At 53.3% G+C, this 24,820-nt stretch carries 23 protein-coding genes; 19 read left to right on the forward strand and 4 right to left on the reverse strand.

The window, feature by feature from the left end; genetic code table 11:
• Positions 1-144 precede the first annotated feature (144 nt).
• From HOM51_08375 to HOM51_08415, 9 genes are all read left to right on the forward strand, one after another.
• Entirely contained in the window at positions 145-858 is a 714-nt protein-coding gene (locus HOM51_08375) for a GntR family transcriptional regulator (GenBank protein ID MBT5034523.1), read from the forward strand.
• Positions 859-895: 37 nt separating this feature from the next.
• Positions 896-2,644 (forward strand): oxalyl-CoA decarboxylase, encoded by a 1,749-nt coding sequence (gene oxc, locus HOM51_08380; protein ID MBT5034524.1) that lies wholly within the window; start codon positions 896-898, stop codon positions 2,642-2,644.
• Positions 2,645-2,684: 40 nt separating this feature from the next.
• Complete coding sequence (gene frc / locus HOM51_08385; protein MBT5034525.1) at positions 2,685-3,938, forward strand: formyl-CoA transferase; 1,254 nt, start codon at positions 2,685-2,687, stop codon at positions 3,936-3,938.
• A 71-nt stretch (positions 3,939-4,009) separates the two neighbouring features.
• Positions 4,010-5,020: an NAD(P)H-quinone oxidoreductase gene (locus tag HOM51_08390; GenBank protein MBT5034526.1), complete on the forward strand. Its 1,011-nt coding sequence runs from the start codon at positions 4,010-4,012 to the stop codon at positions 5,018-5,020.
• A 96-nt stretch (positions 5,021-5,116) separates the two neighbouring features.
• Complete coding sequence (locus HOM51_08395) at positions 5,117-5,845, forward strand: hypothetical protein (protein MBT5034527.1); 729 nt, start codon at positions 5,117-5,119, stop codon at positions 5,843-5,845.
• Positions 5,846-5,872: 27 nt separating this feature from the next.
• On the forward strand, positions 5,873-6,325 hold the full coding sequence (locus HOM51_08400) for a hypothetical protein (GenBank protein ID MBT5034528.1): 453 nt from the start codon (positions 5,873-5,875) through the stop codon (positions 6,323-6,325).
• 44 nt (positions 6,326-6,369) lie between these two features.
• Positions 6,370-7,335: a D-2-hydroxyacid dehydrogenase gene (locus HOM51_08405; GenBank protein MBT5034529.1), complete on the forward strand. Its 966-nt coding sequence runs from the start codon at positions 6,370-6,372 to the stop codon at positions 7,333-7,335.
• Between the two features lie 14 nt (positions 7,336-7,349).
• On the forward strand, positions 7,350-8,540 hold the full coding sequence (locus HOM51_08410) for an aminopeptidase P family protein (GenBank protein ID MBT5034530.1): 1,191 nt from the start codon (positions 7,350-7,352) through the stop codon (positions 8,538-8,540).
• 36 nt (positions 8,541-8,576) lie between these two features.
• Entirely contained in the window at positions 8,577-9,368 is a 792-nt protein-coding gene (locus tag HOM51_08415) for a glutathione S-transferase family protein (protein MBT5034531.1), read from the forward strand.
• A gap of 53 nt (positions 9,369-9,421) precedes the next feature.
• Here the strand turns inward: HOM51_08415 and HOM51_08420 are convergent, their stop codons facing one another.
• The 3 genes from HOM51_08420 to HOM51_08430 form a co-directional block, all read right to left on the reverse strand.
• Positions 9,422-10,156, reverse strand: coding sequence for a cysteine hydrolase (locus HOM51_08420; protein MBT5034532.1), 735 nt, complete (start codon positions 10,154-10,156; stop codon positions 9,422-9,424).
• 200 nt (positions 10,157-10,356) lie between these two features.
• Positions 10,357-11,397, reverse strand: coding sequence for an adenylate/guanylate cyclase domain-containing protein (locus HOM51_08425; GenBank protein ID MBT5034533.1), 1,041 nt, complete (start codon positions 11,395-11,397; stop codon positions 10,357-10,359).
• A 172-nt stretch (positions 11,398-11,569) separates the two neighbouring features.
• Complete coding sequence (locus HOM51_08430; protein MBT5034534.1) at positions 11,570-14,482, reverse strand: FAD-binding protein; 2,913 nt, start codon at positions 14,480-14,482, stop codon at positions 11,570-11,572.
• A gap of 152 nt (positions 14,483-14,634) precedes the next feature.
• Here HOM51_08430 and HOM51_08435 point away from each other — a divergent pair, with 152 nt between their 5' ends.
• From HOM51_08435 to HOM51_08450, 4 genes are all read left to right on the forward strand, one after another.
• Positions 14,635-15,804, forward strand: a complete 1,170-nt coding sequence (locus HOM51_08435; protein MBT5034535.1) for an aminotransferase class V-fold PLP-dependent enzyme — start codon at positions 14,635-14,637, stop codon at positions 15,802-15,804.
• Between the two features lie 186 nt (positions 15,805-15,990).
• Positions 15,991-17,208, forward strand: a complete 1,218-nt coding sequence (locus HOM51_08440; GenBank protein ID MBT5034536.1) for a CoA transferase — start codon at positions 15,991-15,993, stop codon at positions 17,206-17,208.
• Between the two features lie 11 nt (positions 17,209-17,219).
• Positions 17,220-17,957, forward strand: coding sequence for a class II aldolase/adducin family protein (locus tag HOM51_08445; GenBank protein MBT5034537.1), 738 nt, complete (start codon positions 17,220-17,222; stop codon positions 17,955-17,957).
• Between the two features lie 69 nt (positions 17,958-18,026).
• Positions 18,027-18,992: a lysophospholipid acyltransferase family protein gene (locus HOM51_08450; GenBank protein ID MBT5034538.1), complete on the forward strand. Its 966-nt coding sequence runs from the start codon at positions 18,027-18,029 to the stop codon at positions 18,990-18,992.
• Here HOM51_08450 and HOM51_08455 read toward each other — a convergent pair.
• Positions 18,982-20,022 carry a hypothetical protein gene (locus HOM51_08455; protein ID MBT5034539.1) on the reverse strand — a complete coding sequence of 347 codons (1,041 nt, stop codon included), beginning with the start codon at positions 20,020-20,022 and terminating at the stop codon, positions 18,982-18,984. The genes HOM51_08450 and HOM51_08455 overlap by 11 nt on opposite strands.
• 78 nt (positions 20,023-20,100) lie before the next feature.
• Here HOM51_08455 and HOM51_08460 point away from each other — a divergent pair, with 78 nt between their 5' ends.
• The 6 genes from HOM51_08460 to ccoP all read left to right on the forward strand — a co-directional run bounded on the left by HOM51_08460 (position 20,101) and on the right by ccoP (position 24,795).
• Positions 20,101-20,883, forward strand: a complete 783-nt coding sequence (locus HOM51_08460) for an SDR family oxidoreductase (protein MBT5034540.1) — start codon at positions 20,101-20,103, stop codon at positions 20,881-20,883.
• Between the two features lie 10 nt (positions 20,884-20,893).
• Complete coding sequence (locus HOM51_08465; GenBank protein ID MBT5034541.1) at positions 20,894-21,238, forward strand: hypothetical protein; 345 nt, start codon at positions 20,894-20,896, stop codon at positions 21,236-21,238.
• Positions 21,239-21,418: 180 nt separating this feature from the next.
• On the forward strand, positions 21,419-23,029 hold the full coding sequence (gene ccoN / locus HOM51_08470; protein ID MBT5034542.1) for a cytochrome-c oxidase, cbb3-type subunit I: 1,611 nt from the start codon (positions 21,419-21,421) through the stop codon (positions 23,027-23,029).
• Positions 23,026-23,745, forward strand: coding sequence for a cytochrome-c oxidase, cbb3-type subunit II (gene ccoO / locus HOM51_08475; GenBank protein ID MBT5034543.1), 720 nt, complete (start codon positions 23,026-23,028; stop codon positions 23,743-23,745). Before ccoN ends, ccoO begins: the two co-directional genes overlap by 4 nt.
• A gap of 12 nt (positions 23,746-23,757) precedes the next feature.
• On the forward strand, positions 23,758-23,907 hold the full coding sequence (locus HOM51_08480; GenBank protein ID MBT5034544.1) for a cbb3-type cytochrome c oxidase subunit 3: 150 nt from the start codon (positions 23,758-23,760) through the stop codon (positions 23,905-23,907).
• A gap of 3 nt (positions 23,908-23,910) precedes the next feature.
• Positions 23,911-24,795 (forward strand): cytochrome-c oxidase, cbb3-type subunit III, encoded by an 885-nt coding sequence (gene ccoP, locus HOM51_08485; GenBank protein MBT5034545.1) that lies wholly within the window; start codon positions 23,911-23,913, stop codon positions 24,793-24,795.
• Positions 24,796-24,820 lie beyond the last annotated feature (25 nt).

Genomic DNA, 24,820 nt, shown 5'->3' on the forward strand with positions numbered 1-24,820 from the left:
TTAGGTCTTTATCCCCGCCGGTGACGGTTCAAGAATTTCCTTATTTTAGGCACTCCGATGCGCTTTTCGGGTTTGTCATTGCACGTCGTATACTATATACCAGACGCAGTTGGGTGGTGCTGCCCACACGTATCCTAATTGCGGATGAATACTAGCGAAGGAATCGACGTGGCGACCGCTAAACTCAAGGTTCAACCAATCGAAGTTGACATCAGCTTAACGACCCAAACGTATCGGGCGCTGAAGCAAGCCATCACCTCCATGGATATTTATAGCTCAAACGAAGAGATTCGCCTGGATGAGCACCAATTGGCGGAAGACCTCGGCGTCAGCCGGACGCCAATCCGCGAAGCCATGTGCCGCTTGGAACAAGAAGGCTTGGTGCGGACTGTGGCGCGTAAGGGGGCTTTTGTTGTGCGCAAGACGAAAGCCGAAATCCTGGAAATGATCACGGTCTGGGCGGCGATTGAAAGCATGGCGGCACGGCTTGTTTCCGAACGGGCCAGCGATGCAGATATTTCAACCTTGCGGCGTTTTGTTACGGACTTTGATGGGCAGGAAGCCAATGCCAATATCGATGAATACTCGGATAAAAATATCGAATTTCACCACCAAATCCTGACCCTCAGTCAGTGCGATCTATTTTCAGAGATGACCGAAAATATCTTTATTCATATCAGTTCCATCCGCGCCAATACCATCGGTCAGAGCGACCGTTTTAGTAAGTCGATTGTCGACCATCTTCACATCATTGAAGCACTTGAAGCCCACGATGCGGATTTGGCCGAAAGGCTGGTGCGAGAGCACACCTTGAACTTGGCGGCACACGTCGAAAAGAACGTCGACTTCCTGTCCTAACCTGTATTTTTTGAAGTTGTTTAATCGGAGAAAAGTAATGTCTTCAACTGAAACCAATTCTGCTGACGCTTCTGAGACGGAAGCCCAAGAGATGGAGGCCCTGACGGACGGCTTTCACCTTATAATTGATGCGCTCAAGCTCAACGATATCAAAACAGTCTATATGGTCCCCGGAATTCCGGTTACGGACTTGGGTCGGTACATGCAATCAGAAGGCATGCGTGTTCTTTCCTTCCGGCACGAACAGCACGCGGGTTTTGCAGCGGCCATCGCGGGCTTCCTGACGAAGAAACCCGGCATCTGTATGACAGTGTCTGCTCCTGGTTTCCTGAACGGTCTGACCTCTTTGGCGCATGCGACGACCAACTGCTATCCGATGATCCTGATCAGTGGCTCTTCCGAGCGCGAAATTGTCGATCTGCAACAAGGCGATTATGAAGAGATGGATCAATTGGCCATCGCCAAGCCGCTTTGTAAGGCGGCTTATAGAGTGCTGAACGCTGAAGACATTGGCATCGGCGTCGCACGCGCGATCCGCGCCGCTGTTTCCGGTCGTCCCGGCGGTGTTTATCTTGACCTGCCCGCGAAGCTGATTGGTCAGGTGATGAACGCTGAAGCGGGTGCCAAGTCGCTGGTTAAAGTGATCGATCCGGCCCCGGCTCAAATCCCCGCACCAGACGCAGTTTCCCGCGCACTTGGTGTACTAAAAGGCGCTAAGCGTCCGCTGATCATCCTCGGCAAAGGGGCGGCTTATGCTCAGGCCGATGACGACATTAAGGCGTTCGTTGAAAAAAGTGGTATTCCCTACCTGCCGATGAGCATGGCGAAGGGGCTGCTGCCGGACACCCACCCACAGTCCGCCGGTCCAGCACGTTCGTTGGTGCTAAAAGAATCTGATGTTGTTGTGATGGTCGGTGCGCGTCTTAACTGGCTGTTATCTCATGGCAAAGGTAAGTCCTGGGGCACTGCGCCTAAGAAATTTATTCACATTGATATCGAACCCAAGGAAATGGACAGCAATGTCGAGATCGCGGCCCCCTTGGTTGGCGATATCGGCTCCTGTGTTTCGGCCTTGTTTGCGGGCATGGGTGATAACTGGAGCGCCCCGCCTGCCGATTGGACCGAAGCCGTCAGCACAAAGAAAAACGCCAACATTGAGCGGATGGCGCCGAAACTTCAAAACAACAACGTGCCGATGGATTACCAAGGCGCGCTGGGCTCACTTCGCACCATCATCGCAGAACGTCCCGATGCGATCTTGGTCAACGAAGGCGCCAACACGTTGGATTTTGCCCGCAGCATCATCGACATGTACAAGCCCCGCAAACGCCTGGACGTCGGCACCTGGGGCGTAATGGGCATCGGCATGGGCCAAGCCATCGCAGCAGCGGTGGAAACCGGCCACCCTGTGCTGGCGGTTGAAGGCGACAGCGCCTTTGGTTTCTCCGGTATGGAGATCGAAACTGTCTGCCGCTACAACCTGCCAATCTGTATCGTTGTCTTTAATAATGGCGGCATCTATCGCGGCACCGACGTTAATCCGTCCGGTGGCGATGACGTCGCGACGACGGTCTTCACCAAAGATTCTCGCTACGACAAGATGATGGAAGCCTTCGGGGGCGTCGGCTATCACGCGACGTCGCCGGATGAATTGAAGCGCGCCGTCAACGAAGCGATGGATTCAGGCAAGCCGTCTCTCGTCAATGCGGTAATCGATGAAAATGCTGGCACAGAAAGTGGTCGCATCGGCAATCTCAACCCACAAAGCGTCGTCGCTAAAAAATAATTTGGCGATATTGATTTAATTTTTTGATTAGGAAGAAACAATGGAAGCTAAGGCATTAGAAGGTGTCAAAATTCTGGACATGACACACGTGCAGTCAGGTCCGACGTGTACGCAGTTGTTGGCATGGTTCGGCGCGGATGTGATCAAAGTCGAACGCCCTGGCGTCGGTGATGCGACCCGCGGTCAATTACAAGATATTCCCGATGTGGACAGCCTGTATTTCACAATGCTGAATCACAACAAACGCAGCGTGACGTTGAACACCAAGTCTGACAAAGGCAAAGAAATTTTCATTAAGCTGATCGAAGAATGCGATGTGATGGTTGAGAACTTTGCCCCTGGCGCGCTCGACCGCATGGGCTTTTCCTGGGAACGCATCCAGGAAATCAACCCACGCATGATTTACGCCTCTGTCAAAGGTTTCGGCCCTGGTCCCTATTCCGATTGTAAGGTCTATGAAAACGTCGCTCAGTGCGCCGGTGGTGCTGCTTCAACAACCGGTATGCTCGGTGAGGTACCCTTGGTTACAGGCGCTCAAATCGGTGACAGTGGCACCGGCTTGCACTTGGCATTTGGCATTGTGACGGCACTGTTCCACCGCACCCATTCTGGCAAAGGCCAACGGGTCGAATGCGCCATGCAAGATGGCGTGTTGAACCTCTGCCGGGTTAAATTGCGCGACCAGCAACGCCTGACCCACGGTCCGTTGAATGAATATTCCCAGGCCGGTGCTGGTATCCCCTTCGGTGAAGCAACGCCTCGTGCGGGTAATGATTCCGGTGGCGGACAGCCCGGCCGTATTCTCAAATGCAAAGGTTGGGAAACCGACCCTGATTCCTACACATACTTCATCACTCAAGCCGCTGTTTGGAAAAATGTTTGTGATACGATTGGTAAGCCTGAGTGGAAAGAAGACCCAGACTTCGCAACGCCAAAAGCGCGCTTGCCGCGCCTTGACGAAGTGTTCGAGGCGGTCGAAGCCTGGACCATGACCAAGAGCAAATTTGAGGTCATGGAAATTTGTAATCCGCTAAATATTCCGGTCGGCCCTATTTTATCCATGAAAGAAATTTCCGAAGACATGAGCCTTCGTGAGACCGGCACCATCGTCGAAGTCGATCATCCAGAACGTGGCAAGTATCTGACTGTTGGTAATCCGGTCAAGTTGTCGGCGTCCCCATCGGAAGTTGTGCGCTCACCTTTGTTGGGGGAGCACACCGACGAAATTCTCGCGGACGTTCTTGGTATGAGCACTGAGGAAATCGAAGCCGCGAAAGCAGACGGCGCCGTCTAATAAGTTTCCGCCGGAAGTGTTTCTTAAGGGCGGTCCCAATCGGATCGCCCTTTTTTTAAATGAGTGAGGACATTATGACCAATCTTCCTGAAACCATGAATTGCATCGAAATCAAAGAGCCCGGGGGGCCAGAGGCCTTGGTACCGACGACCCGCCCTGTTCCTGAAGCAGGCGAGGGCGATGTCCTGATCAAGGTTGCAGCCGCCGGCATCAACGGCCCGGACATCTATCAGCGCAAGGGTCTCTATCCGCCGCGCCCAGGTGAGTCTGATCTGCCAGGTCTTGAAATTTCCGGCACTGTGGTGGCGTTAGGGGAGGGGGCGCAAGGTCTCTCAGTCGGTGATGATGTCTGCGCGTTGACCAACGGTGGTGGCTATGCGGAGTACTGCGTGGCTCCTGACGTACAATGCTTGCCCGTGCCGAAGGGATTAAGCCTGATCGAAGCCGGCGGTGTCCCTGAAACCTTCTTCACGGTCTGGACCAACATCTTTGAACGCGCGGCCTTGCAAGCCGGCGAAAGCATCCTGATCCACGGCGGCGCTGGCGGCATTGGCACGACGGCGGTGCAATTGTGCAGTGCCATGGGCGCGCGGGTGATTGCCACCGAAGGCTCTGATGAAAAATGCCAAGCGTGCCTGGACTTGGGTGCAGAAAAAGCCATCAACTTTAGAGACGAAGATTTCGTCGAAGCCGCTAAAGAATTCGGTGGCGGCAGAGGCGTGAATGTCATCCTAGACGTCGTCGGCGGAGACTACGTCGCGAAAAACATCGCCTCCCTGGCCCGCGAAGGTCGCCTCGTCAATATCGCCTTTCTTCAGGGATCAAAAGTCGAAATCAACCTCATGACGGTCATGCTAAAATGCCTAACCATGACAGGCTCCACACTCCGCATCCAACCCAAAGCCCGCAAAGGCGAAATCGCCGCGGCCCTAAAAGAAACCGTCTGGCCGTTGATTGAGGCAGGCAAGGTAAAGCCCGTGATCCACAAAGAACTCCCCTTGGCCGAAGCCGCCGAAGGCCACCGGATCATGGAAGGCGCAGGGCATGTGGGGAAGATTATGTTGGTGCCGTTCACGACCTAACGTTGGAAATAAATTCAGGAAATGGTGCCTTTGCTTCTCTTATCAAACATCTAGAATGCGTGCTATCGTTGCTGCTTAATTTGAGCGAGGAATTCTATGTCCATCCAGAATGATGTTTCAGAAGCCGAGTGGCAGGTGCGGGTCGAATTGGCGGCTTGTTTTCGCTTGCTCGATATTTACGGCATGTCGGATCATACGTCGAGCCACGCGGCGGTTCGTGTGCCGGGTGAACCTGAATATTTTTTAGTGAATCCCTTTGGGTGGCTGTTCGATGAGATCACCGCGTCGAGCCTGGTAAAGGTAGATTTGGACGGCAGAATCCAAGACGGCGGAAAAATTAATGGTTCAGGATACACGGTCCACGGGGCCGTGCTTGCGGCCAGGGACGATGTCAATTGTTCCATCCATACGCATACGCGCGCGAATGTTGCCGTTGCTTCCATGGCGGACGGTCTTTTGCCCTTATCACAGCATTCACTGCAGTTTTTTGAGCGAACTTCCTACCATGACTATGATCGCCACACTGACGAGATGAAACGCTTGCAGCAAGACCTCGGCCAGAATTGGGCCATGATGTTACGCAATCACGGTGTTCTTGTGGCGGGTCGCGATGTCTCAGAAGCGTTTCAATTTACGCAGCGTCTTGAGATCGCCTGCCAAGTTCAAGTCGATGCGGGGGGCAAGAACGACCTTATTTATATCAAAGATGAAGTCGCGCGTCATTCCGCAGAAAAGTACGAACAGCAGGGCAATAGTATCGGTGCAAGATCGTGGCCCGCGTACCTGCGCAAACTCGATCGTATGGATCCATCGTATAAAGACTAGGTATCGCAAAGAACGGAGGAAAAGCCGGTGCCCCGGTCTGACGACATCATCAAAGTTTTTATTGAGAACGTATCTGGGTCTTCAACTAAAAATACTTTTGACGAACAGACGCTTAAACATCTCGGTTCTCAACAGGTCGCGAGCCCTTATCCGTATCCCTATGGCTTTGCGCTTAACACGCTTGGCGGGGACGGCGATTGTGTTGATTGCTTTGTGGTGACGGACAAGGCCTTGAAATCCGGCGACATTGTAGATTTTGTTCCGCTTCATCTTCTGGAACAAATTGAAGACGGCGAAGTCGATCATAAAGTTCTCGGTGTTCTTGCCGAAACCCCAAACGTTATTGATGAGCTTGCCTTGGAGACCATTCGTGCTTTCATAATGTCGGTGTTCTCAGACGTACCCGGCAAACAGATGCAACTTGGTACGCTGCACGGTGCACCGGAGGCTCTACAATACATCCGAGAGTGTCGCGTATAAATCCGGTACTGGTTCAGCGAAGAGACAGAGCATGGGAATATTTGATGACCAAAAATTTACTTATTTATGACGCCCGCGCGGCGCGTTATAAGGAACTTCTAGAACCCTTATTCCCGGATATCAGCATCTATACAGCGACCACCGAAGAGGAGGCCATCGCTATCGTCGGCAACGCCCATGTGCTGTTCGCCCTAGGCCATTTGTTCAGCGACGACCTGGTGTCCAGGGCGGCAAAATTAGAATGGGCGCAGGCCCTGACCACCGGTGTGGATGGCGTTTTCATGCTGACCGCTCTTTCGAATGACATTATTCTGACCAATGCGCGAGGCATCCATGGCCCGCAGATGTCGGAAATGGCATTCATGCATATGCTCGCGCTGACCCGAAACTTTCCCCGCATGGTCCACAACCAGACTGCCGCCAAATGGGATCGCTGGCCGCAAGCGCTGTTGCATGAAAAAACAATCACCATCGTCGGTGTCGGGGTCATTGCCGAAGATTTGGCGCCGAAGTGCAAGGCCTTCAACATGACCGTCTACGGCGTGAGCGGGACCAAGCGCGACGTGCCCGGCTTCGATCGCATGTTCGGTCGGGACGAACTTATCAAGGCGGCCTCTCTCTCGGATTACCTTTTGCTTCTGGTTCCCTATTCGGCTGAGACGGACAAGCTGGTGGACGCGGACGTGCTGGCGGCCATGAAGCCCGACGCCTATATCGTGAATCTGGCCCGGGGCGGCGTGCTTGATGAGGATGCGCTAATGGACGTCCTCCGCGCAGGCAAGATTGCCGGTGCCGGGCTCGATGTGTTTGCCGAGCGCCCGCTGCCGTCGGACCACCCGTTCTGGTCCATGGACAACGTCCTCATTACGCCCCAAGTTGGCGGCATGAGCGCCACGTACCAGGACCAGATGGTGCCCATACTCGAACAAAACATTCGCCATTTTCTCAGGAGAGAATTTGACAAAATGGTCAACGTGGTTGATCACCGCCTGTTGGATGCACCAGCCTAAGGAAGGATAAGACCATGCCAAGTGACGAAAAACTCGTCCACCCCATCTCGAGCGAAGAACTAGAGCGACGCTGGAGCGCCGTCCGCACCGCCATGGACGACCAGGGAGTCGGCGCATTGGTAATGCAGAACAACAACGAATTTCTTGGTGGCTATGTAAAGTGGTTCACCGATATACCGGCCCGAAACTCATACCCCCATACCATTATTTTCCACCGCGAAGACAAGATGACCCTGGTTTGTCAGGGCCCCATGGACGGCGACCGCTCCATCAAGGAAGCGACCATGGGCACCCGAGGCATAGGTCGCATCTGTACCAACCCAAGCTATTCGTCGATTAACTACACAAAGACCTACGATGCGACGCAAGCGGCCGACGATCTCAGGTCTCGGGGCTATAAAACTATCGGGTTCGTTGGCCCAGGCGCCATATCGTACCCCTTCGTCGAACATCTAAAAGAAAATGTCTCTGCTGAATTCATTGACGCCTCGGACTTGGTGGACGGGATCAAGGCCATCAAGTCGCCCGAAGAAATCGAGCGCATTAAGGAAACCGCCCTTATGCAGGACCAGGTCATTGAGGCTATTGCTGCGAACATCAAGCCCGGCATGAAAGATTTCGAGGTTGCCGCCCTGGCCCAGTACACGGGCCAGATCAACGGCAGCGAACAGGGTATTTTCCTAGGGACCTCCGCGCCCCAGGGCAAACCGTCGATGTTCATGCAGCGCCACAACCAGGGCCGCGAATTGCAGGAAGGCGACCATCTGGCCCTGCTCGTGGAAAATAACGGCCCCGGCGGGTTCTATACGGAAATTTCTCGCACCTTCGTGTTGGGCAAGGCGTCGAACCAACTGACCGATGACTTTCAGGCTACGGTAGAGGCTCAGCAGAACACACTGAAAATGCTCAAGCCCGGTGTTCCCTGCAAAGATATCTACGAAGCCCACAATGAGTACATGCGGAGTCAGGGTCTGCCTGAGGAACGCCGACTTTATTCTCACGGCCAGGGTTACGACATGGTTGAGCGCCCGCTCATTCGCGACGATGAAACAATGACCTTGGAAAAGGACATGAACATCGTCGTCCACCCAGGCTTCGGTAACGACAGGGTTTTCGCCGTTGTCTGCGACAACTACCTCATTACCGAAAACGGCGTTAGCAAATGCCTTCACAAGACACCGCAAAAAATCATCGAGGTCTATTAGGCCACCCAAAACGACGACGCTACAGGAAACCAAAAAATGTTAGAGCTATATCATAGCGGATTGAGTACATGCTCAAAACAAGTTCGCCACTGCCTTAAAGAAAAGGGAGTAGAATACGCGAGCAGGTATATAGAACTTTGGAAATACGAAAATTTAAACCCTGAATACCTAAAACTTAATCCAAATGGCGTTGTGCCAGTTTTGGTTCACGATGGCACTCCGATCTACAACGCTGTCGCTATACTCGAATATATTGATGATGCATTCCCAGACCCTTCTCTTAAGCCCGAAGACCCGAAGTTGCGCTGGCGCATGCGTCATTGGATGTGGATGGGCGACTACGTTCATCAAGCCATAATCAATTTAACCTTCTCTGCCCGGTTAAAATCTTTGGTCGACGAATTGTCGGAAGAAGACAAAGCCAAAATGATAGCCAACACGCCGATGCCCGAACGCCGTGAAAGATGGCGTCGGATGTCGGGAGATGGATACAGCGAAGGTGAAATCCGATCTGCGTTAGAAATTGTCGATTACACTGTCAACTGGCTGGAAAAAGATTTGAATGAAACGACGTGGATTGCTGGCGATTCTATGTCGCTCGCTGACATTTACGTGCTCTCCAATATTCATCGTGTTCGAGAACTCTATCCAGAAAAAGTTAATCCAGACGATTTCCCTAAAATAAATGCATGGCGAGATAAATTAATGCTCCGCCCCGCTGCCGTAGAAGCCTATAGCACTGGCACGCCAGAAACACCGCCGCGTCCCGATGGCAAATCCATTGAAGGTATCGATTGCGATCTAGAAGAAATAATGCGCGCCCGATAACCGGAACCCTTTGGTGAGACCAAGGTGTTCCTGGCCAAACATCTGAATTAGAGCTACCTGACCCCGATTTCTGTAAGAGGGACACTGCCAGCGTCGGCATTCAGCTTTTCCTCGAGTTCATCCAACGTGAAAACCCATCCGAGCCGGCGCTGAATGTTCGCGAGACCAAACTGATGAAGGTCCTGCCCGTAGGCCGAGGCGACGCAATCGGATGGTACAACAACGCTGTAATTACGGCTGTATGCCCCAAAAACGGAAGCTAAAACGCAGGTGTTTGTGTTGCAGCCGGCGATGAGCAGCGTATCGACATCCAGGCCGCGCAACAGGCCTTCAAGCTGGGTCCCGTAAAACATATCGAACGTTCGTTTGCTGTCGATCAGATAGTCCTCTTGTTGAACATCCAGGTCCGGGACCAATTCTCCTTCTCGCGAGCCTGGGGATTTATGGCGGGCAAAATTGCTTTGCTGGTGAGGCGTGAAAGATTGCTTGGCGCCGAGCATCGCCCGCTCAAAAGGATGCTTCCCCAAGAGAGGGTCTTCATAAACTGTGTACACATGAATAATGGGAATATTCGAATTTCTCGCGAGTGAAATTAGGCGGTTGGTTCCCGCGATGACACGCTGGCATTCTTCAGCAGGTACAGGCAGCGTGGCGATCTCCGGCTCAAGATTCCCGCGCTGACAATCGATGGTCACCACAGCGGATTTTCCCGGAATGAGGTGCAACGCCTCATTCATCTTATTCACCACATCGGAGCGATCCAACATGCCAACTGACTCATCTTTCATAATGCCCCCACTTTCAAATTCTTAAGTTATAGACGCAATTATAACACCGCCTTGGCACCAAGCGAGCGCCACTACCGCGGACAAGCATATTTGGTATATCATGAATGTTCAAATAACTCGTGAGACGTTAACGCCTTATTTGGTTCCGGCTTACAAGTTTTACGCCCTGGAAGCGGACATTAAAATTATCCTATTACCGTTTATGCGTTCTGCGCCTGAACGATGGTGAACAACTTTGTCTCACTGCCACGACCACGTAATTGAACGGTACCTTTGTGCTGCGCTTGAAATGTCGGGGATAAGGTAATGCGTTCAAGCAACTCAGCGGAGATAAGCAAGGAGCTATCCAGAGACTTGCACTGTTGTTCAATGCGGGCCGTCGCGTTGACGGTGTCACCAAAATAACTAATTTCTTGTTTTTGATCGCCGATTTGGCTGATAACCACCGGACCGCCATGAAGACCAATTCGAAAAGCCGGTACGGTGCCAAACTCCAGTTCATAATCCGGTGCAAGGTCGTTAACCCGTTTGGCGATTGCAAAGCAGCAGAGGATCGACCGCATGTTCGCAGCATTCGCACGAATGGGCCAGGTCACCACGACTTGATCCCCAACATAGCGGTGAATTTCACCGCCATGCTCGATAATCGGTTCTGTAATGTCGAAAAAGAATTTAGTGATCATACTCTGGACACCAACGTCGCCCAATCGTTCAGCAAGCGGTGTTGATCCGACCAAGTCTAGGAACATAAAAATTTTCTCTTCACGAATTGGCCTGTGATACTTTCCCAGTACAAAATTGATTAATGTACGACCGCCAATAATGCGAACGATTTGAAGGCCAGTCTGCATCAAGACAATTGCAGTAAATACAAATAGCAACGTGCGAAAAAACTCAGGATCAGTGATAAATTCAAGGCCATATAAATCATGGAATATCGCCCGAGCGAACAACCCTACAAATATGACAATGAGTACTAAAACGACAGATTTTAGGGCGATGGCTGTTAGAAAATGAAGCCGCCTAATGCGGACGCCGTAGCGACTTTGAACCGCAAGAATTTCAAAGCCCCAGACAAGCGAACTGCCCACCAGCCAATTTATCCCGCCATGAAACATGGCTGTGGCCTGCTCGTCTATTTTCTCAAGGTTCCCCAAATAACCGTCGAGCACTCCTAGCAGGGTGGATAGAATTACGAGTATGAAAAACAACCGTAATCTAGAAGCCACCAATCTGGACATAAGAATTCCCCCTTAACCTAAATCGTACCTTAGGTTGATAGGACGTAACACCTGAAAATTGGGTGAAAGGCGCAATATCAAAATGCCAATTATTCCAGCAGGACAGCGAGCTGTGTCAAATGGCCGCCCCCGCTTTCTTGTTTGAGCCAGATCGATGGAAGGCTGGACTTGTTTACTTTAACGCCTCCGCCAACACCACGGCCACATGCACAGCTTCCCGCTTGGCCCCATCCTCAATCTGATGGCGGCAGCTTGTTCCGTCTGCGACGATAAGCGTCTCCGCTTCCGCCTCTCTTATCTTCGGCAATAGTGAAATCTCTCCCATCTTCTTCGACACTTCAATCGTCTTGGCGCGGAAGCCAAAAGCTCCAGCCATGCCGCAGCAGCTTGATTCCACGGTTTCGACTTCTAGGTCGGGGACCATCCCGAGGATGCTCTCCACTGCGCCCATAACCGCAAAAGCTTTTTGGTGGCAGTGGCCGTGGAGGAGAGCTTTCTTTTGGGCGATGGGTTTGAGGTCGAGGGTGAGTCGGCCTGCTTCGTTTTCACGGGCGAGGAATTCTTCGAACAGGTAGGCGTTGTCGGCGAGGTCTTTGGTTTCGCCGCCGGGAAGCATTACCGTAAATTCATCGCGGAGCGTGAGCAGGCAGGAGGGTTCTAATCCCACGACCGGCACGCCGCGTTTTATGTAGGGGGCGAGGGCCGTTAGGGTTCGCGTCGCTTCGGCCTTTGCTTCATCGACTAGACCAGCAGCCAGGAACGTGCGGCCACAGCACAAAGCCCGCCCACCGGGGGCGGCTTCGACGTGGTGGACTTTATACCCTGCGGCTTCCAATACCTTGCGGGCTGCGTCGAGGTTCTTGGGTTCAAAATTTGTATTAAAGGTATCGGCAAGCAAGACGACTTCGCCGATAGATCCTTCGCCGGGGGTGGTTCGCCCCTGATAAGGGGACACCCACTTTGGCAGGGTGCGTTCGGCGCTGAAGCCTAAGAATAACTCACTCAACTTCGCCATGCCGGGGATTTGATCGCGGAGGTTCATTAGCGCCCTAAAGCTTGAGGCGAGCCCGGCGTACCTCGGTAAATACGCGATGAGCTTTTCACGGAGTGGAAGGCCGTGCTTCTTCGTGTACTGGTACAAAAACTCCGTCTTCATCCGCGCCATGTCGACACCGGTCGGGCATTCGCGCTTACACCCTTTGCAGCCGACGCAGAGCTCCATGGTCGCGGCCATCTCATCAGACGTGAAGGCATCTGCTCCAAGCTGGCCTGACATTGCGAGGCGGAGGGTATTGGCGCGGCCCCGGGTTAAATCTTTTTCCTCGCCGGTGGCACGGTAGGACGGGCACATGACGGCGGCATCTTTTTTTCGGCAGGCACCGTTGTTGTTACACATCTCCACCGCTTTATCGAAGCCGCCCCATTCCGACCAATCGAGGGCGGTTGCGGGGACCTTCGCTTCGTACCCCGGCTTGTAGCGGAACAGGGTACGGTCATCCATTTTCGAAGGCCGCACGATCTTGCCAGGATTAAACGAGTCTTCAGGGTCAAAGGTATCTTTGACTTCTTCAAACGCGGAAACGATTTGCTTGCCGAACATCGGCTCGTGGAATTCAGACCGGACCAAGCCGTCGCCGTGTTCGCCGGAGTGGGAGCCTTTGTATTCTCTGACCATAGAAAAGGCTTCTTCGGCGATGGCGCGCATGGCCGTGACGTCGCCGCTTTTTCGCATGTCGAGCACAGGGCGCACATGCAAGGTTCCGACAGAAGCATGGGCGTACCATGTGCCGTCTGTGCCGTGCTTGTGGAAGACTTGCGTAAGGCGGTCGGTGTATTCGGCCAAATCCTCCAACGGCACGGCGCAGTCTTCGATGAAGGAAACGGGCTTTCCGTCGCCCTTCATCGACATCATGATGTTGAGGCCTTGTTTGCGGACTTCCCAGATTTCGGTAGCGAAGGCCGGGTCGGTGGCTTCTAATACAGCGTCCGGGTAGCCGTGATCAGCCAACAACTCGCCCAACTGTTTCAGGCGGCGGATGCAGTCGTCGCGGTCCTCGCCAGCGAACTCCACCAGCAGCAAGGCTTGCGGCTCCCCCATGACGAATTTATCGACCGTGGCGCGGAACATTGGGATGTCGCGGCTGAGGTCGATCATTGTGCGGTCGACCAGTTCTACAGCCGCTGGGTCCAGCTTAACAATGTGCTGGGTCGTCTCCATCGCTGAAAAGAATGTCGGGAAGTGACAGACGCCTAAAACTTTGTGACTCGGAATTTTGGCGAGGTTCAATTCGACTTTCTTGAAGAAACCAAGCGTTCCCTCTGACCCCACCAACAGGTGCGCCATGTTGTGGCCATCAGGGGAAATGGTCTCAATATTATAGCCGCCGACCTTGCGCAGCAGCTTGGGAATTCGCGCATCGATCTCTGCCGCTTCTCTGGCCCCCAGGTCCCGCATGGAATGAATTAGGTCCATATAACGGTTAGACCCTTCAAAGCCATCCAGATTTCCAGGTATCTCACCAAATTTCATCTGTGCGCCGTCGGCCAGGATCGCATCGATGGCGTGCACGTTGTGAACCATGTTGCCGTAACGGATCGAGCGTGCGCCGCAGGAATTATTCGCCGTCATGCCGCCGATGGTGGCGCGGCTTGATGTGCTGACATCGACCGGAAAGAAAAGCCCGTGGGGTTTCAGGGCGGCGTTCAAATGATCCAGAACGATCCCTGGCTGCACGGTCGCGCGCTGGGCGTCGGTATCTATATCGATGAGTTTGTTCAGGTGCTTGGAACAATCAATCACCAAGGCTTCGCCGACAGTCTGACCGCATTGGGATGTGCCACCGCCGCGGGGCAATATTGGAATGCCTTCATCCACGGCAATTTCGACCGCGCGGATGATATCTTGTTCTGATCTCGGGATCACGACGCCAATCGGTTCGACTTGGTAGATCGAGGCATCGGTGGAATAGCGCCCCCGACTGAACCTATCGAACAGCACTTCACCTTCCAATTCCTTGGAAAGTCGGGCAGCTAAGCCGCTATCGCCGATGCGGTTAGACGGTTTTAAGGGGGCGTGCGCAGTCATGAATGCTTGTTCTTTGCTAAGGGTAATTAGGATGGGGAATTTAGCACCCGCTTATAAGGGTTGGAAAGTGGTCTATTTGGGTGTATCGGAAGGCCAGAAACGGGGCAGAGGCCCCAATGTTTAAATCTTTATAGCGATAAGTTAGGAACATCATGAGCTCAGGTCGTCATTTTCTCCAAATTCCAGGTCCCTCAAACGTGCCGGATCGAGTCCTCAGGGCCATCGATATGCCGACCATGGATCACCGCGGACCCGATTTCATGGTGATGACCAAGGATATCATTCAAAATCTCAAAAATGTCTTTAAGACCACGAGCGAAGTCATCATTTACCCGGCCTCTGGCACCGGTGCATGGGAAGCCGCGATGGTGAATACCCTGTCTGCGGGCGACAAAGTCATCATGTTCGAAACCGGACAGTTCGCGATGCTTTGGCAAAGTCTGGCCGAGAAACTTGGCTTAAATGCAGAACTGCTTCCAGGCGACTGGCGCGGTCCGGCTGACTTAGAAGCCATTGAGGCAGCCCTGAAAGCTGACACCAGCCACGAAATTAAAGCTGTTTGCATCACCCACAATGAAACGGCGACCGGGGCGACGAGCAACATTCCCGGCGCGCGTAAGCTTTTGGATGACCTCGGCCATCCGGCATTGCTGATGGTTGATGCGGTTTCGTCTCTGGGTTCCGTCGATCTTCGGCATGACGAATGGGGCATTGATGTCACCATTGCCGGCTCACAAAAGGGGCTGATGCTGCCGCCGGGAATGAGCTTTAACGCGGTTAGTGAAAAAGCCTTGGCGGCCCACAAAGAAGCCACGATGCCGAATGCGTTCTGGAATTGGACGCCGATGATTACGCAGATGAAAGATGGCTCATTCCCTTATACCCCGGCGACCAACCTGCTTTATGGTTTGCGTGAAGCCATGAACATGTTGTTTGAAGAAGGTTTGGACAACGTGTTCGCACGTCACATTCGCTATGGCGAAGCAACCCGCCGGGCAGTGCAGGCCTGGGGCTTGGAAAACCAATGTTTGGACTCTGCCGGGTTCTCGCCTGTCTTGACCGCAGTTCGGGTGCCGGATGGCCATGATGCCAACGAAGTCCGCGCGGTGATTTTGAAAAACTTCGACATGTCCTTGGGAACCGGCCTTGGTAAGGTCGCTGGTGATGTGTTCCGCATCGGTCACTTAGGCGACTTGAGCGAACTGTCGCTGTCTGGAACCTTGTGCGGTGTTGAGATGGGCTTGGGTCTTGCAGGCATCCCCCATCAAAAGGGCGGCGTACAACAAGCACTGGCATATCTCTCGGAAACCAGTAACGGCTAAACTGGAGAGATTGTGGCGCTGAGCGTCCTTCGAGACGCGCCTAAGTGGGCGCTCCTCAGGATGAAGAGATTTTATATTTGTTTGATATTAAGACTATATTTTAAAATTCTTCATCCTGAGGCGCTGTGTAGCAGCGGGACTCGAAGGACCCCAAGCGGCACGACGTTGGAGACTTAAGGACTAAACATGAGCAAAAAACCCTCCGGTCCCCTAAGCGGCGTTAAGGTCATTGAGCTTGCTCATATCATGGCGGGCCCAGTTTGTGGGTTGATGCTGGCCGACATGGGAGCGGATGTTATTAAGGTCGAAAAAGTGCCGGGCGGCGATGATACGCGTCGCTCTATGCCACCGGCGATAGGGGATCAGTCTGCTGCGTTCCTGATGATGAACCGCAACAAGCGGGGCATGGTGATTAATCTTAAGGACCCGGACGGCAAAGAGGTCCTTCGAAAAATGCTCAAGACCGCCGATGTGGTAATCGAGAATTACCGCAAGGGCACCATGGAACGCTTGGGCTTTGGCTATGAAGATGTCGCCAAGGAAAACCCTGGTATCATTTATTGTGAAATTTCAGGCTTCGGACGCACCGGCCCGTATTCGGACCGCGCTGGGTTTGATCTGATCGCCCAAGGCATGAGCGGCCTGATGAGCATCACCGGCGAAGGACCCGGCCGCGCACCCACCAAATGCGGCGCGCCGATGACCGATATTACCGGCGGCATCTTAGGGGCTATGGGCGTACTCGCGGCCTATACAAATCGATTGAAAACCGGCAAGGGGCAAAAGGTCGATACCTCTTTGTTCGAAGCTGGGATCACGCATACCTACTGGCAATCGGCGATTGCATTGGCGACCGGGGAAGCACCCGTGGCCATGGGTTCAGCCCATCCATTGAATGCGCCTTATCAAGCCTTTGAAACATCCGACGGTTGGATCACGATCGGTGCTGCCAATCAGAACACTTGGGAGGGGTTGCTGCGTGCGCTTGAGGCACCGGAAATCACCAACGATGCGCGGTTTGAAAAGAATGCCGGACGCATGGCGTATCTGGCGGAACTGGAAGCGGCCCTGATGCCGGTACTAAAACAACGCACCAGCGCGGATTGGTTGGCGCGATTGGAAGCAGAAGGGGTGCCCGCCGGACCCGTCCAAGATATCAATCAAATGCTTGATGACCCCCACGTCCTGGCCCGGGAAATGGTGGTCGATACGGAGCATGCGTCCCTAGGGACTGTTAAAACCCTAGGTCTGCCTGTAAAGTTTTCTGAGACCCCGGGAGGTGTGCATAAAGGAGCCCCTCTCTACGGGCAACATACCCGCGAAGTTCTAGCCGAATATGGCTACAACGATGAAGAAATTGAACGACTGGCAGAATGCGGAGCCATCGTAAAAGCAAAAAATTAAGGGGATATAGGATGTCGCTAAAAGATAATGTCAGTCCAGAAGAGTGGCAGGCACGGGTCGATTTGGCCGCGTGTTTCCGATTAATTGATTTTTATGACATGTCAGATTTGACCGGGACTCATGCTTCGGCCCGTGTGCCGGGAGAGCCCGATTATTTCCTGCTTAATCGTTCTGGCGAGTTCTTTGACGAGGTCACCGCCTCCAGCCTGGTAAAGGTTCACATGGACGGGGCAACCGAAGCCGGTGATGAAGTCAATCCGGCGGGCTACACAATTCACAGCGCGGTCTTGAGTGGTCGGGAAGATGTCAACTGCGTGGTCCATACCCATACCCGGGCCGGCGTTGCGGTTTCAGCCATGAAATGCGGCGTTTTGCCAATTTCACAGCACTCCATGCAATATTTTGAACGCACGTCTTTTCACGACTATGAAGGCGTTGCCATTCGCTTGGATGAGCGAGAAGCCCTGCAACGGGACTTAGGCGATAATCCTGTCATGATTCTCCGCAATCATGGACTGCTGACCGTAGGGGCGGAAATTAGCGAGGCTTTTCAAGCGATTATCCGTCTTGAAACCACCTGCCGTATTCAAGTCGACGCCATGGCAGGCGGTGAATTGACGTATATTGATGAAGAAGTTTGTCGTTCAACGTCGCAAATGATGAAGCAACGGGGCAATTATGTTGGTGCGCGGTCCTGGCCTGGACACCTTAGGCGACTTGACCGATTGGACCCTTCGTATAAAAATTAGTATGGTTCGACGTATAAAAAATAATATAGTTCGGTGTAAGCGTAACGTATCAGGTGAATTGATTTCCTAATGGGCAAGGCAATCGTCGATCTTCCTGTTCAATCCCCTAACACTGAGGATGACCCTGTCGGGTTTCTCAGTGTGAACGATGTTGCCGTTTTTTTCGGGCTGCCGTTCTTGGGATTTGTTTCAGGGCTAATCCCCCAAAGCTTATGGTGGGGGGTCGCGCGTACGATATCACCTCTCTCAATGAAAATGCTTCCAAGCCCCGCCGACCACATTCGCGAGCGAGCGCGCATTTTTTTAGGTGATTCGATTGGCGAGAAAGCGCTTCAAAAATTCCCGCACGATTTGGCGGCCAATGAAATTTCCAGATTATTCCTGTTGCTGGGCGCGTTAATGCCATTCGATGGGCGGCTGAAGACACCGCTTGAGGGCCAGGAACATATTGATGCTGCGCTGGAAAAAGGGAAGGGTGTTATTCTCTGGGACAGCCATTTTTATTTCGCAAATTCAGCGACCAAGATGGCGCTGCAACGGGCGGGATACAAGACCCACCACCTGAGCCATGCGCGCCATGGCTTTTCAGATACCTGGATCGGGATGAAACTGCTCAATCCACTATGGGTGGCTTCTGAATTTAAATTCTTGGCTGAGCGGGTGGTGATTGCTTATGACAACCCAGCCCCGGCAATGAAAACTCTTGGTGCACGGCTAGACCAAAACCAGGTGGTGTCGGTAACTGTCCGGGATTCAGCCAAACATCCGGTGGAAGTTCCTTTTCTAGGCGGTCACCTTCGGGTCGCCCCTGGTGCGCCGGTGATGGCGAAGCGGCATGGCGCGGCCCTGGTGCCGGTTTTTACAATTCGCCAAGCTGATGGCACCTATGTAACCCGGGCCGAGGCACCGATTGATCTTCCAGAAGATTTAGATACCCGAATTGCGGTCAAGTCGGCAGTCGAACAGTACGCCCAGCGGCTTGAGCCTGTCGTTCGTGCCTACCCCGATCAGTGGGTTGATTGGCTTAGTCTTTAGACCCTGCGGATACGACTGAGGGTTTCCGAAGGTTGTTTCCTTCTACCCCCTGCCAGACAAACAGCATGATTGCTGAGGGCAACATTTCCCGTAGTCGGTTGGCCAAGGACACTGCCAGCATCAAGGATGCTGGAAATCCAAGCAGTGCACCGACAGCTATATAGCCGCCTTCCTGAACGCCGAGTTGTCCAGGGATGGCAAAGGCGAGACCGCGCAACGCGCCGATCAAAGTCTTGAGCATGATGGCTTCGGCAATGCCAATTGGATGCCCCATCAGGTGGGCGGCCAGGATAAGCTCCCCGACCAAGATAATGCGCAACGTCAGTCGCGTGACGACGCTTAAGACGAACCGTCCCCGATGGGCATAAATCAGCCGGATGGCGGCGTCTAAATCGCTGGCCTTGGTTGAAAATTCTGCAAACTTCTCGGACTTGGACGCTTTCACGGCGATCTTGGTGACAAAAGAGAACCCGCCATAGACTTGAATAGCGATAAATGCCGCAACGCCTGCAATCAGGGTTAAGGCTCCTAAAGCCGCACTGATGATTGTCGCATCACCCGGTACCAAGACGGCTATAAAGGCAACGCCGATTAAGGCCCATATTCCGGTTACCACGGCTTGGACAGCCTTATCCACGACCACGGTAGAGACCGTATCGATTGCCGGAATGCCCCAAAGCGTCAGCACCCGTGCCTTGACCAATTCACCGCCAATGGTGGCAACAGGCAATAGGGTATTTACAGCGGAGCCCATGCCGGTGGCCCAGAGGGACTGCATGATTCCCGGCCGCGTAGAACGGGGAAATAGACAACGCCACGCCTGGCCATTCAGAAGGTATTCTGGGACGACGAAGACACAGACCAGGAGCAGGCTCCAACCGGCCTCCCCCAATTGGCCGACGACCGGCGTAATCCCTTGCCAGATAAAAATCCCACTGATCAGGGCAATACCAATCAGTAAAGGAATGATCTTTTTCGCGTTCATGGTGATTATATGGCAGTTGGTCCAAAAGAATGGAAGGATAATCAACTCTCTATGTGCCTTTATGGGTGAGACTTGGTATAAGCATATTCAAACAAATACATTTCAATTTGGGGAAGAAGTTTCATGCAGATTTCACTAGAAGGACGTTCCGCAATTATCACTGGCGGTAGCCGGGGAATGGGTCGTGCCATGTCGCTGAGGTTCGCTGAATCGGGGGCGGATGTCGCCATTGTCTCGCGGTCTCAGGACTTGCTTGATGAAACCAAGGCGGAAGTCGAGGCTGTGGCCAAGGGTCGAGTCATGGCAGTTTCTTGTGACGTTACCGACGCCGCGGCAATTGCCGATATGTTCGGAACGGTGAATGGAGAATTCGGCAAGGTTGATATTTTGGTCAACAACGCGGGCACATCGGCCAGGGGACCCTTTGAGGAAATTACCGACGAAGTGTGGCAGGCGGACTTGGACATCAAACTGTTCGCCGCCATCCGGACCTGTCGCTTGGCGATGCCGGGGATGAAGGAACGCCGCTGGGGAAGAATTTTAAACATCGCGACGGTTGGTGCCAAAGCACCAGGGCCAGGTGGCGCGCCGACGGCGGTATCGCGGGCGGCTGGGATGGCGTTGACCAAAGTCCTGGCGGGGGAGGGGGCACCCTATAACGTCCTGGTCAACGCGCTCTGCACCGGGAAAATTATCACTGACCAAGTTGCCCGCCGCCACCAAAAGCTTAGACCCGATATGTCGTTGGAGGATTATTTGGCCTTGGAAGGCGAAGAATTGCCGCTGGGCCGATTGGGCGATGCGGAAGAATACGCCAACATGGCCTGTTTTCTGGCGTCTGACGCGGCGTCCTATATCACAGGGGCAGCGGTCAACATTGATGGCGGCTTAAGCCCGGTGCTTTAGAGGAACAAATATGCCGCCTAAAAAGAACCCTCTGAAACTGAACAAGTTGCAGCTGAGAACCCTCGCCTTGGCACAAGTGCTGGCGCGTGACTCGGAGACAGGATTTAAGGACGAGGCCACCGGCAATGTGGCCCTCATGAGCCTGCCCCATGGCCATGGTAATCATGTCCATGTGGGTGGCTTCACGGTGTCGTCCAAGGACGCCAGCGGCTTTTCCAACCCTGCGGTGTGGACGGTTTTGGAACGCAAAGGCCTGTCCCGTCCTGAAGGCCCAACCGGGATTTCCCTGACACCGGCGGCATTGGACTATGATACCGGGTTGGGGGATCGATTTTTAGCCCCCTCTGATCATTAATTGCCCGCAAATTCTTTGCCACTTGATCTGGGTCAAAGTAAAACCGTTCTAAATTTTATACCTTGCGGATGAATCGTTATCCGGGCATACGCCGGGTGCGAGGGCGAAAATGACTTCTCGCCCTTTTTTTGTTAGGGTACCTGACTAGGACATATAAATATAAGGCGGAGGCCACTTCAAATGGCGAATTTCGTTGCGATGGGCTTATTGGGATTCGGTGGTTTTATTGGACTGTTGATGTCGTCCCGGGCTGTCGATAAGGCAATCTATGGCCACGGACTACTGCTGTTTGTGTTTTGTTTATTGGGCGTATTCTTCGTCGTCGCCAAGGGCAAACAGATGGCGGCAGAGGTAGCGGAAGGTGGCTATGATGATGCCATTGTCCGTGCCGGCGTTGTCGCCTCCGTCTTTTGGGGCGTTGTTGGCTTTGCGGTCGGCTTGGTTATCGCCCTGCAATTGGCCTTTCCGGTGCTTAATTTCGACTTCGCCTGGACCAACTTCGGACGCCTTCGCCCGCTGCATACCTCAGCTGTGATCTTCGCCTTTGGCGGTAATGTCCTGATCATGACGTCATTTCATGTTTTGCAGCGCACCTGCCGGGTCAGGGTCGCTGGCGGTTGGGCGCCTTGGTTCGTGTTCTGGGGCTATCAGTTGTTCATCGTTATGGCGGCGACCGGCTACGTCAGCGGTATTACCCAATCCAAGGAATATGCAGAACCCGAATGGTATGTCGATTTATGGCTGACGATCGTCTGGGTGATTTATCTTCTGGTGTTCCTGGAAACCCTGCGCCGACGCAAAGAACCGCATATTTATGTCGCCAACTGGTTTTATCTGGCCTTCATTGCGACCGTTGCACTATTGCATCTGATTAATAACGCGGCGGTGCCGGTGTCTGTGTTCGGCTCAAAAAGCTACATCGTCTGGTCCGGTGTGCAGGATGCCCTGACCCAATGGTGGTACGGCCACAACGCGGTTGGATTCTTCCTGACGGCAGGGTTCTTAGGGATCATGTATTACTTCGTGCCGAAACAAGCGAACCGGCCGATCTATTCCTACAGATTATCGATCATCCATTTCTGGTCGTTGATCTTCCTTTATATCTGGGCCGGGCCTCATCACCTTTTATATACAGCCCTGCCGGATTGGGCGCAGACCCTGGGCATGACGTTTTCCATCATGCTGTGGATGCCGTCTTGGGGTGGCATGATCAATGGCCTGATGACGTTATCAGGGGCGTGGGACAAGCTGCGAACTGATCCTGTACTCAAGATGATGATATTCTCTCTCGCGTTTTATGGCATGAGCACCTTCGAAGGACCGCTGATGGCCATCAAGTCGGTCAACGCGCTGAGCCATTATACGGATTGGACCATCGGTCATGTGCATTCAGGTGCGCTCGGCTGGGTTGGCTTTGTCAGCTTCGGCGCGATTTACTTCCTGGCCCCGGTTGTTTGGGGACGGGAACGTTTGTATTCAGTCCGCATGGTAAATTGGCATCTGTGGACCGGGACCTTTGGTATCGTTCTCTACATCACCGCGATGTGGGTGTCCGGCATTCTCCAAGGCCTGATGTGGCGGGCCTATGACACCCTTGGGTTCTTAGAATACTCGTTTGCTGAAACGGTGGAGGCGATGCATCCGTTCTATGTAATCCGAGCCATGGGCGGTGCTTTGTTCGTCCTTGGTGGCCTGATCATGGCTTACAACGTCTGGCGCACGGCAAAGGGGGATATTAGAGACGAGGCCCCCATCGGTGGCGTGGTGATCAGAGAAGGAGCAAGCGCATGATCAAACATGAAAAGATCGAAAAAAACTCCTTCCTGATGCTGATCTTGATTTTGGTGGTGGTGTCGATCGGCGGCATTATCGAAATCGCACCGTTGTATTATCTGGAAAGCACTATCGAGAAGGTTAAGGGCATGCGGCCCTATACGCCGCTCGAACTGGCCGGGCGAAACATCTATATTCGCGATGGATGTTATAACTGCCACAGCCAAATGGTACGCCCGTTCAGGGACGAAATTGAACGCTACGGCCATTATTCTCTGGCGGCGGAAAGCATGTACGATCACCCGTTCCAATGGGGGTCGAAACGCACCGGTCCTGATCTCGCGCGGGTCGGCGGTAAGTACTCCGACGAATGGCATGTGGCGCATATGCTTAAACCACAAAGCGTCGTGCCGGAATCTGTCATGCCGGGGTATCGCTATATGTTTGAAACACCGTTGTCGGTTCATGACATTGCCGAGCACTTACGGGTCAACAAGATTGTGGGCGTGCCCTATACCGACGACATGATTGCCAATGCGGTGGCTGACCTTAAGGCCCAAGCGACACCAGACGGCGGTGATGAATTGTTGAAGCGCTATCCGAAGGCCAATGTTCGTGACTTCGACGGCAAGCCGGGTGAGCTGACCGAAATGGATGCGATAATCGCCTACTTGCAGGTGTTGGGATCGATGGTCGATTTCAGCGTCTACAAGGCAGAAGAAAATCTGCGATAGGGAGGATGGATCATGACATTTGAAAACGTATCCGTCTTTTCCCAGACTTGGGGATTGATCTATCTTGTTGTGTTGTTCTTGGGGGTTCTCGTTTACGCCCTCAGACCCGGCGCACAGAAGAAATTCGACGACGCTGCTTCTATCCCGTTTAAGGAGAATTGATCCATGCCCGATCACAACAACCAACAGAAAGAAATAGATGAATTTTCGGGCACGGAAACCACCGGCCATGAATGGGACGGTATCCGGGAATTGGATAATCCACCGCCGCGATGGTGGATGCTGACATTATACGCCTGCATCATTTGGGCGATTGGGTATTGGATTTTAATGCCTGCCTGGCCGCTGATTTCAAGTCACACCACGGGCGTGCTGGGATACACCGAACGGGGCCGGGTTGTTGAAGACATCAAGCAAGCCAAGGCGGCTCAGTCGAAGTATTTGGTGAAGTTGGAAAAAGCGAGCCTGGAACAAATTCGTACCGATCCTGAATTGCGTGAATTCGCGATGGCGGGAGGGCGGTCTGCCTATAACGTCAACTGTTCCCAGTGCCACGGTTCTGGTGCATCAGGCTCACCGGGCTTTCCCAACCTGAACGACGACGATTGGATTTGGGGTGGCACGTTGAAGAACATCAGCTACACCATCACCCATGGTGCCAGGAACAATTCTGACGACGATGCGCGTACTTCCGATATGCCGAAGTTCTTAACCGACGAAGTCTTGAAACCGGCCCAGATCGACGACGTTGCAGAATATGTTTTGTCGCTGAGCGGGAAGTCTTCTGACAAAGATTCTGCCACACGCGGCAAGGCGGTGTTCAAGGAAAACTGCGTTGATTGTCATGGTGCCAAAGGCCAAGGCAACCAGGAACTCGGTGCGCCGAAGCTCAACGATGCGATTTGGTTATTCGGTGGAACGAAGGACGCCATCGTCGAAACTATATCCTATAGCCGCGGTGGCGTGATGCCGGCGTGGGGGCAGATTCTCGACAAAAACATAGTTAAGCAACTGACCGTCTACGTTCACTCATTAGGCGGCGGGAAGTAGATGCCGGCAGGGGTCGTAAATGACC

This window comes from Rhodospirillaceae bacterium (assembly GCA_018660465.1).
GTDB lineage: Bacteria > Pseudomonadota > Alphaproteobacteria > Rhodospirillales > JABJKH01 > JABJKH01.

What these genes read in the sequence shown, in the direction of transcription:
- HOM51_08375 (MBT5034523.1), top strand. Translation starts at nt 145, where the DNA reads ATGAATACTAGCGAAGGAATCGACGTGGCGACCGCTAAACTCAAGGTT.
- oxc (MBT5034524.1), top strand. Translation starts at nt 896, where the DNA reads ATGTCTTCAACTGAAACCAATTCTGCTGACGCTTCTGAGACGGAAGCC.
- frc (MBT5034525.1), top strand. Translation starts at nt 2,685, where the DNA reads ATGGAAGCTAAGGCATTAGAAGGTGTCAAAATTCTGGACATGACACAC.
- HOM51_08395 (MBT5034527.1), top strand. Translation starts at nt 5,117, where the DNA reads ATGTCCATCCAGAATGATGTTTCAGAAGCCGAGTGGCAGGTGCGGGTC.
- HOM51_08405 (MBT5034529.1), top strand. Translation starts at nt 6,370, where the DNA reads ATGACCAAAAATTTACTTATTTATGACGCCCGCGCGGCGCGTTATAAG.
- HOM51_08410 (MBT5034530.1), top strand. Translation starts at nt 7,350, where the DNA reads ATGCCAAGTGACGAAAAACTCGTCCACCCCATCTCGAGCGAAGAACTA.
- HOM51_08415 (MBT5034531.1), top strand. Translation starts at nt 8,577, where the DNA reads ATGTTAGAGCTATATCATAGCGGATTGAGTACATGCTCAAAACAAGTT.
- HOM51_08420 (MBT5034532.1), bottom strand. Translation starts at nt 10,156, where the DNA reads ATGAAAGATGAGTCAGTTGGCATGTTGGATCGCTCCGATGTGGTGAAT.
- HOM51_08425 (MBT5034533.1), bottom strand. Translation starts at nt 11,397, where the DNA reads ATGTCCAGATTGGTGGCTTCTAGATTACGGTTGTTTTTCATACTCGTA.
- HOM51_08430 (MBT5034534.1), bottom strand. Translation starts at nt 14,482, where the DNA reads ATGACTGCGCACGCCCCCTTAAAACCGTCTAACCGCATCGGCGATAGC.
- HOM51_08435 (MBT5034535.1), top strand. Translation starts at nt 14,635, where the DNA reads ATGAGCTCAGGTCGTCATTTTCTCCAAATTCCAGGTCCCTCAAACGTG.
- HOM51_08440 (MBT5034536.1), top strand. Translation starts at nt 15,991, where the DNA reads ATGAGCAAAAAACCCTCCGGTCCCCTAAGCGGCGTTAAGGTCATTGAG.
- HOM51_08445 (MBT5034537.1), top strand. Translation starts at nt 17,220, where the DNA reads ATGTCGCTAAAAGATAATGTCAGTCCAGAAGAGTGGCAGGCACGGGTC.
- HOM51_08450 (MBT5034538.1), top strand. Translation starts at nt 18,027, where the DNA reads ATGGGCAAGGCAATCGTCGATCTTCCTGTTCAATCCCCTAACACTGAG.
- HOM51_08460 (MBT5034540.1), top strand. Translation starts at nt 20,101, where the DNA reads ATGCAGATTTCACTAGAAGGACGTTCCGCAATTATCACTGGCGGTAGC.
- HOM51_08465 (MBT5034541.1), top strand. Translation starts at nt 20,894, where the DNA reads ATGCCGCCTAAAAAGAACCCTCTGAAACTGAACAAGTTGCAGCTGAGA.
- ccoN (MBT5034542.1), top strand. Translation starts at nt 21,419, where the DNA reads ATGGCGAATTTCGTTGCGATGGGCTTATTGGGATTCGGTGGTTTTATT.
- ccoO (MBT5034543.1), top strand. Translation starts at nt 23,026, where the DNA reads ATGATCAAACATGAAAAGATCGAAAAAAACTCCTTCCTGATGCTGATC.
- HOM51_08480 (MBT5034544.1), top strand. Translation starts at nt 23,758, where the DNA reads ATGACATTTGAAAACGTATCCGTCTTTTCCCAGACTTGGGGATTGATC.
- ccoP (MBT5034545.1), top strand. Translation starts at nt 23,911, where the DNA reads ATGCCCGATCACAACAACCAACAGAAAGAAATAGATGAATTTTCGGGC.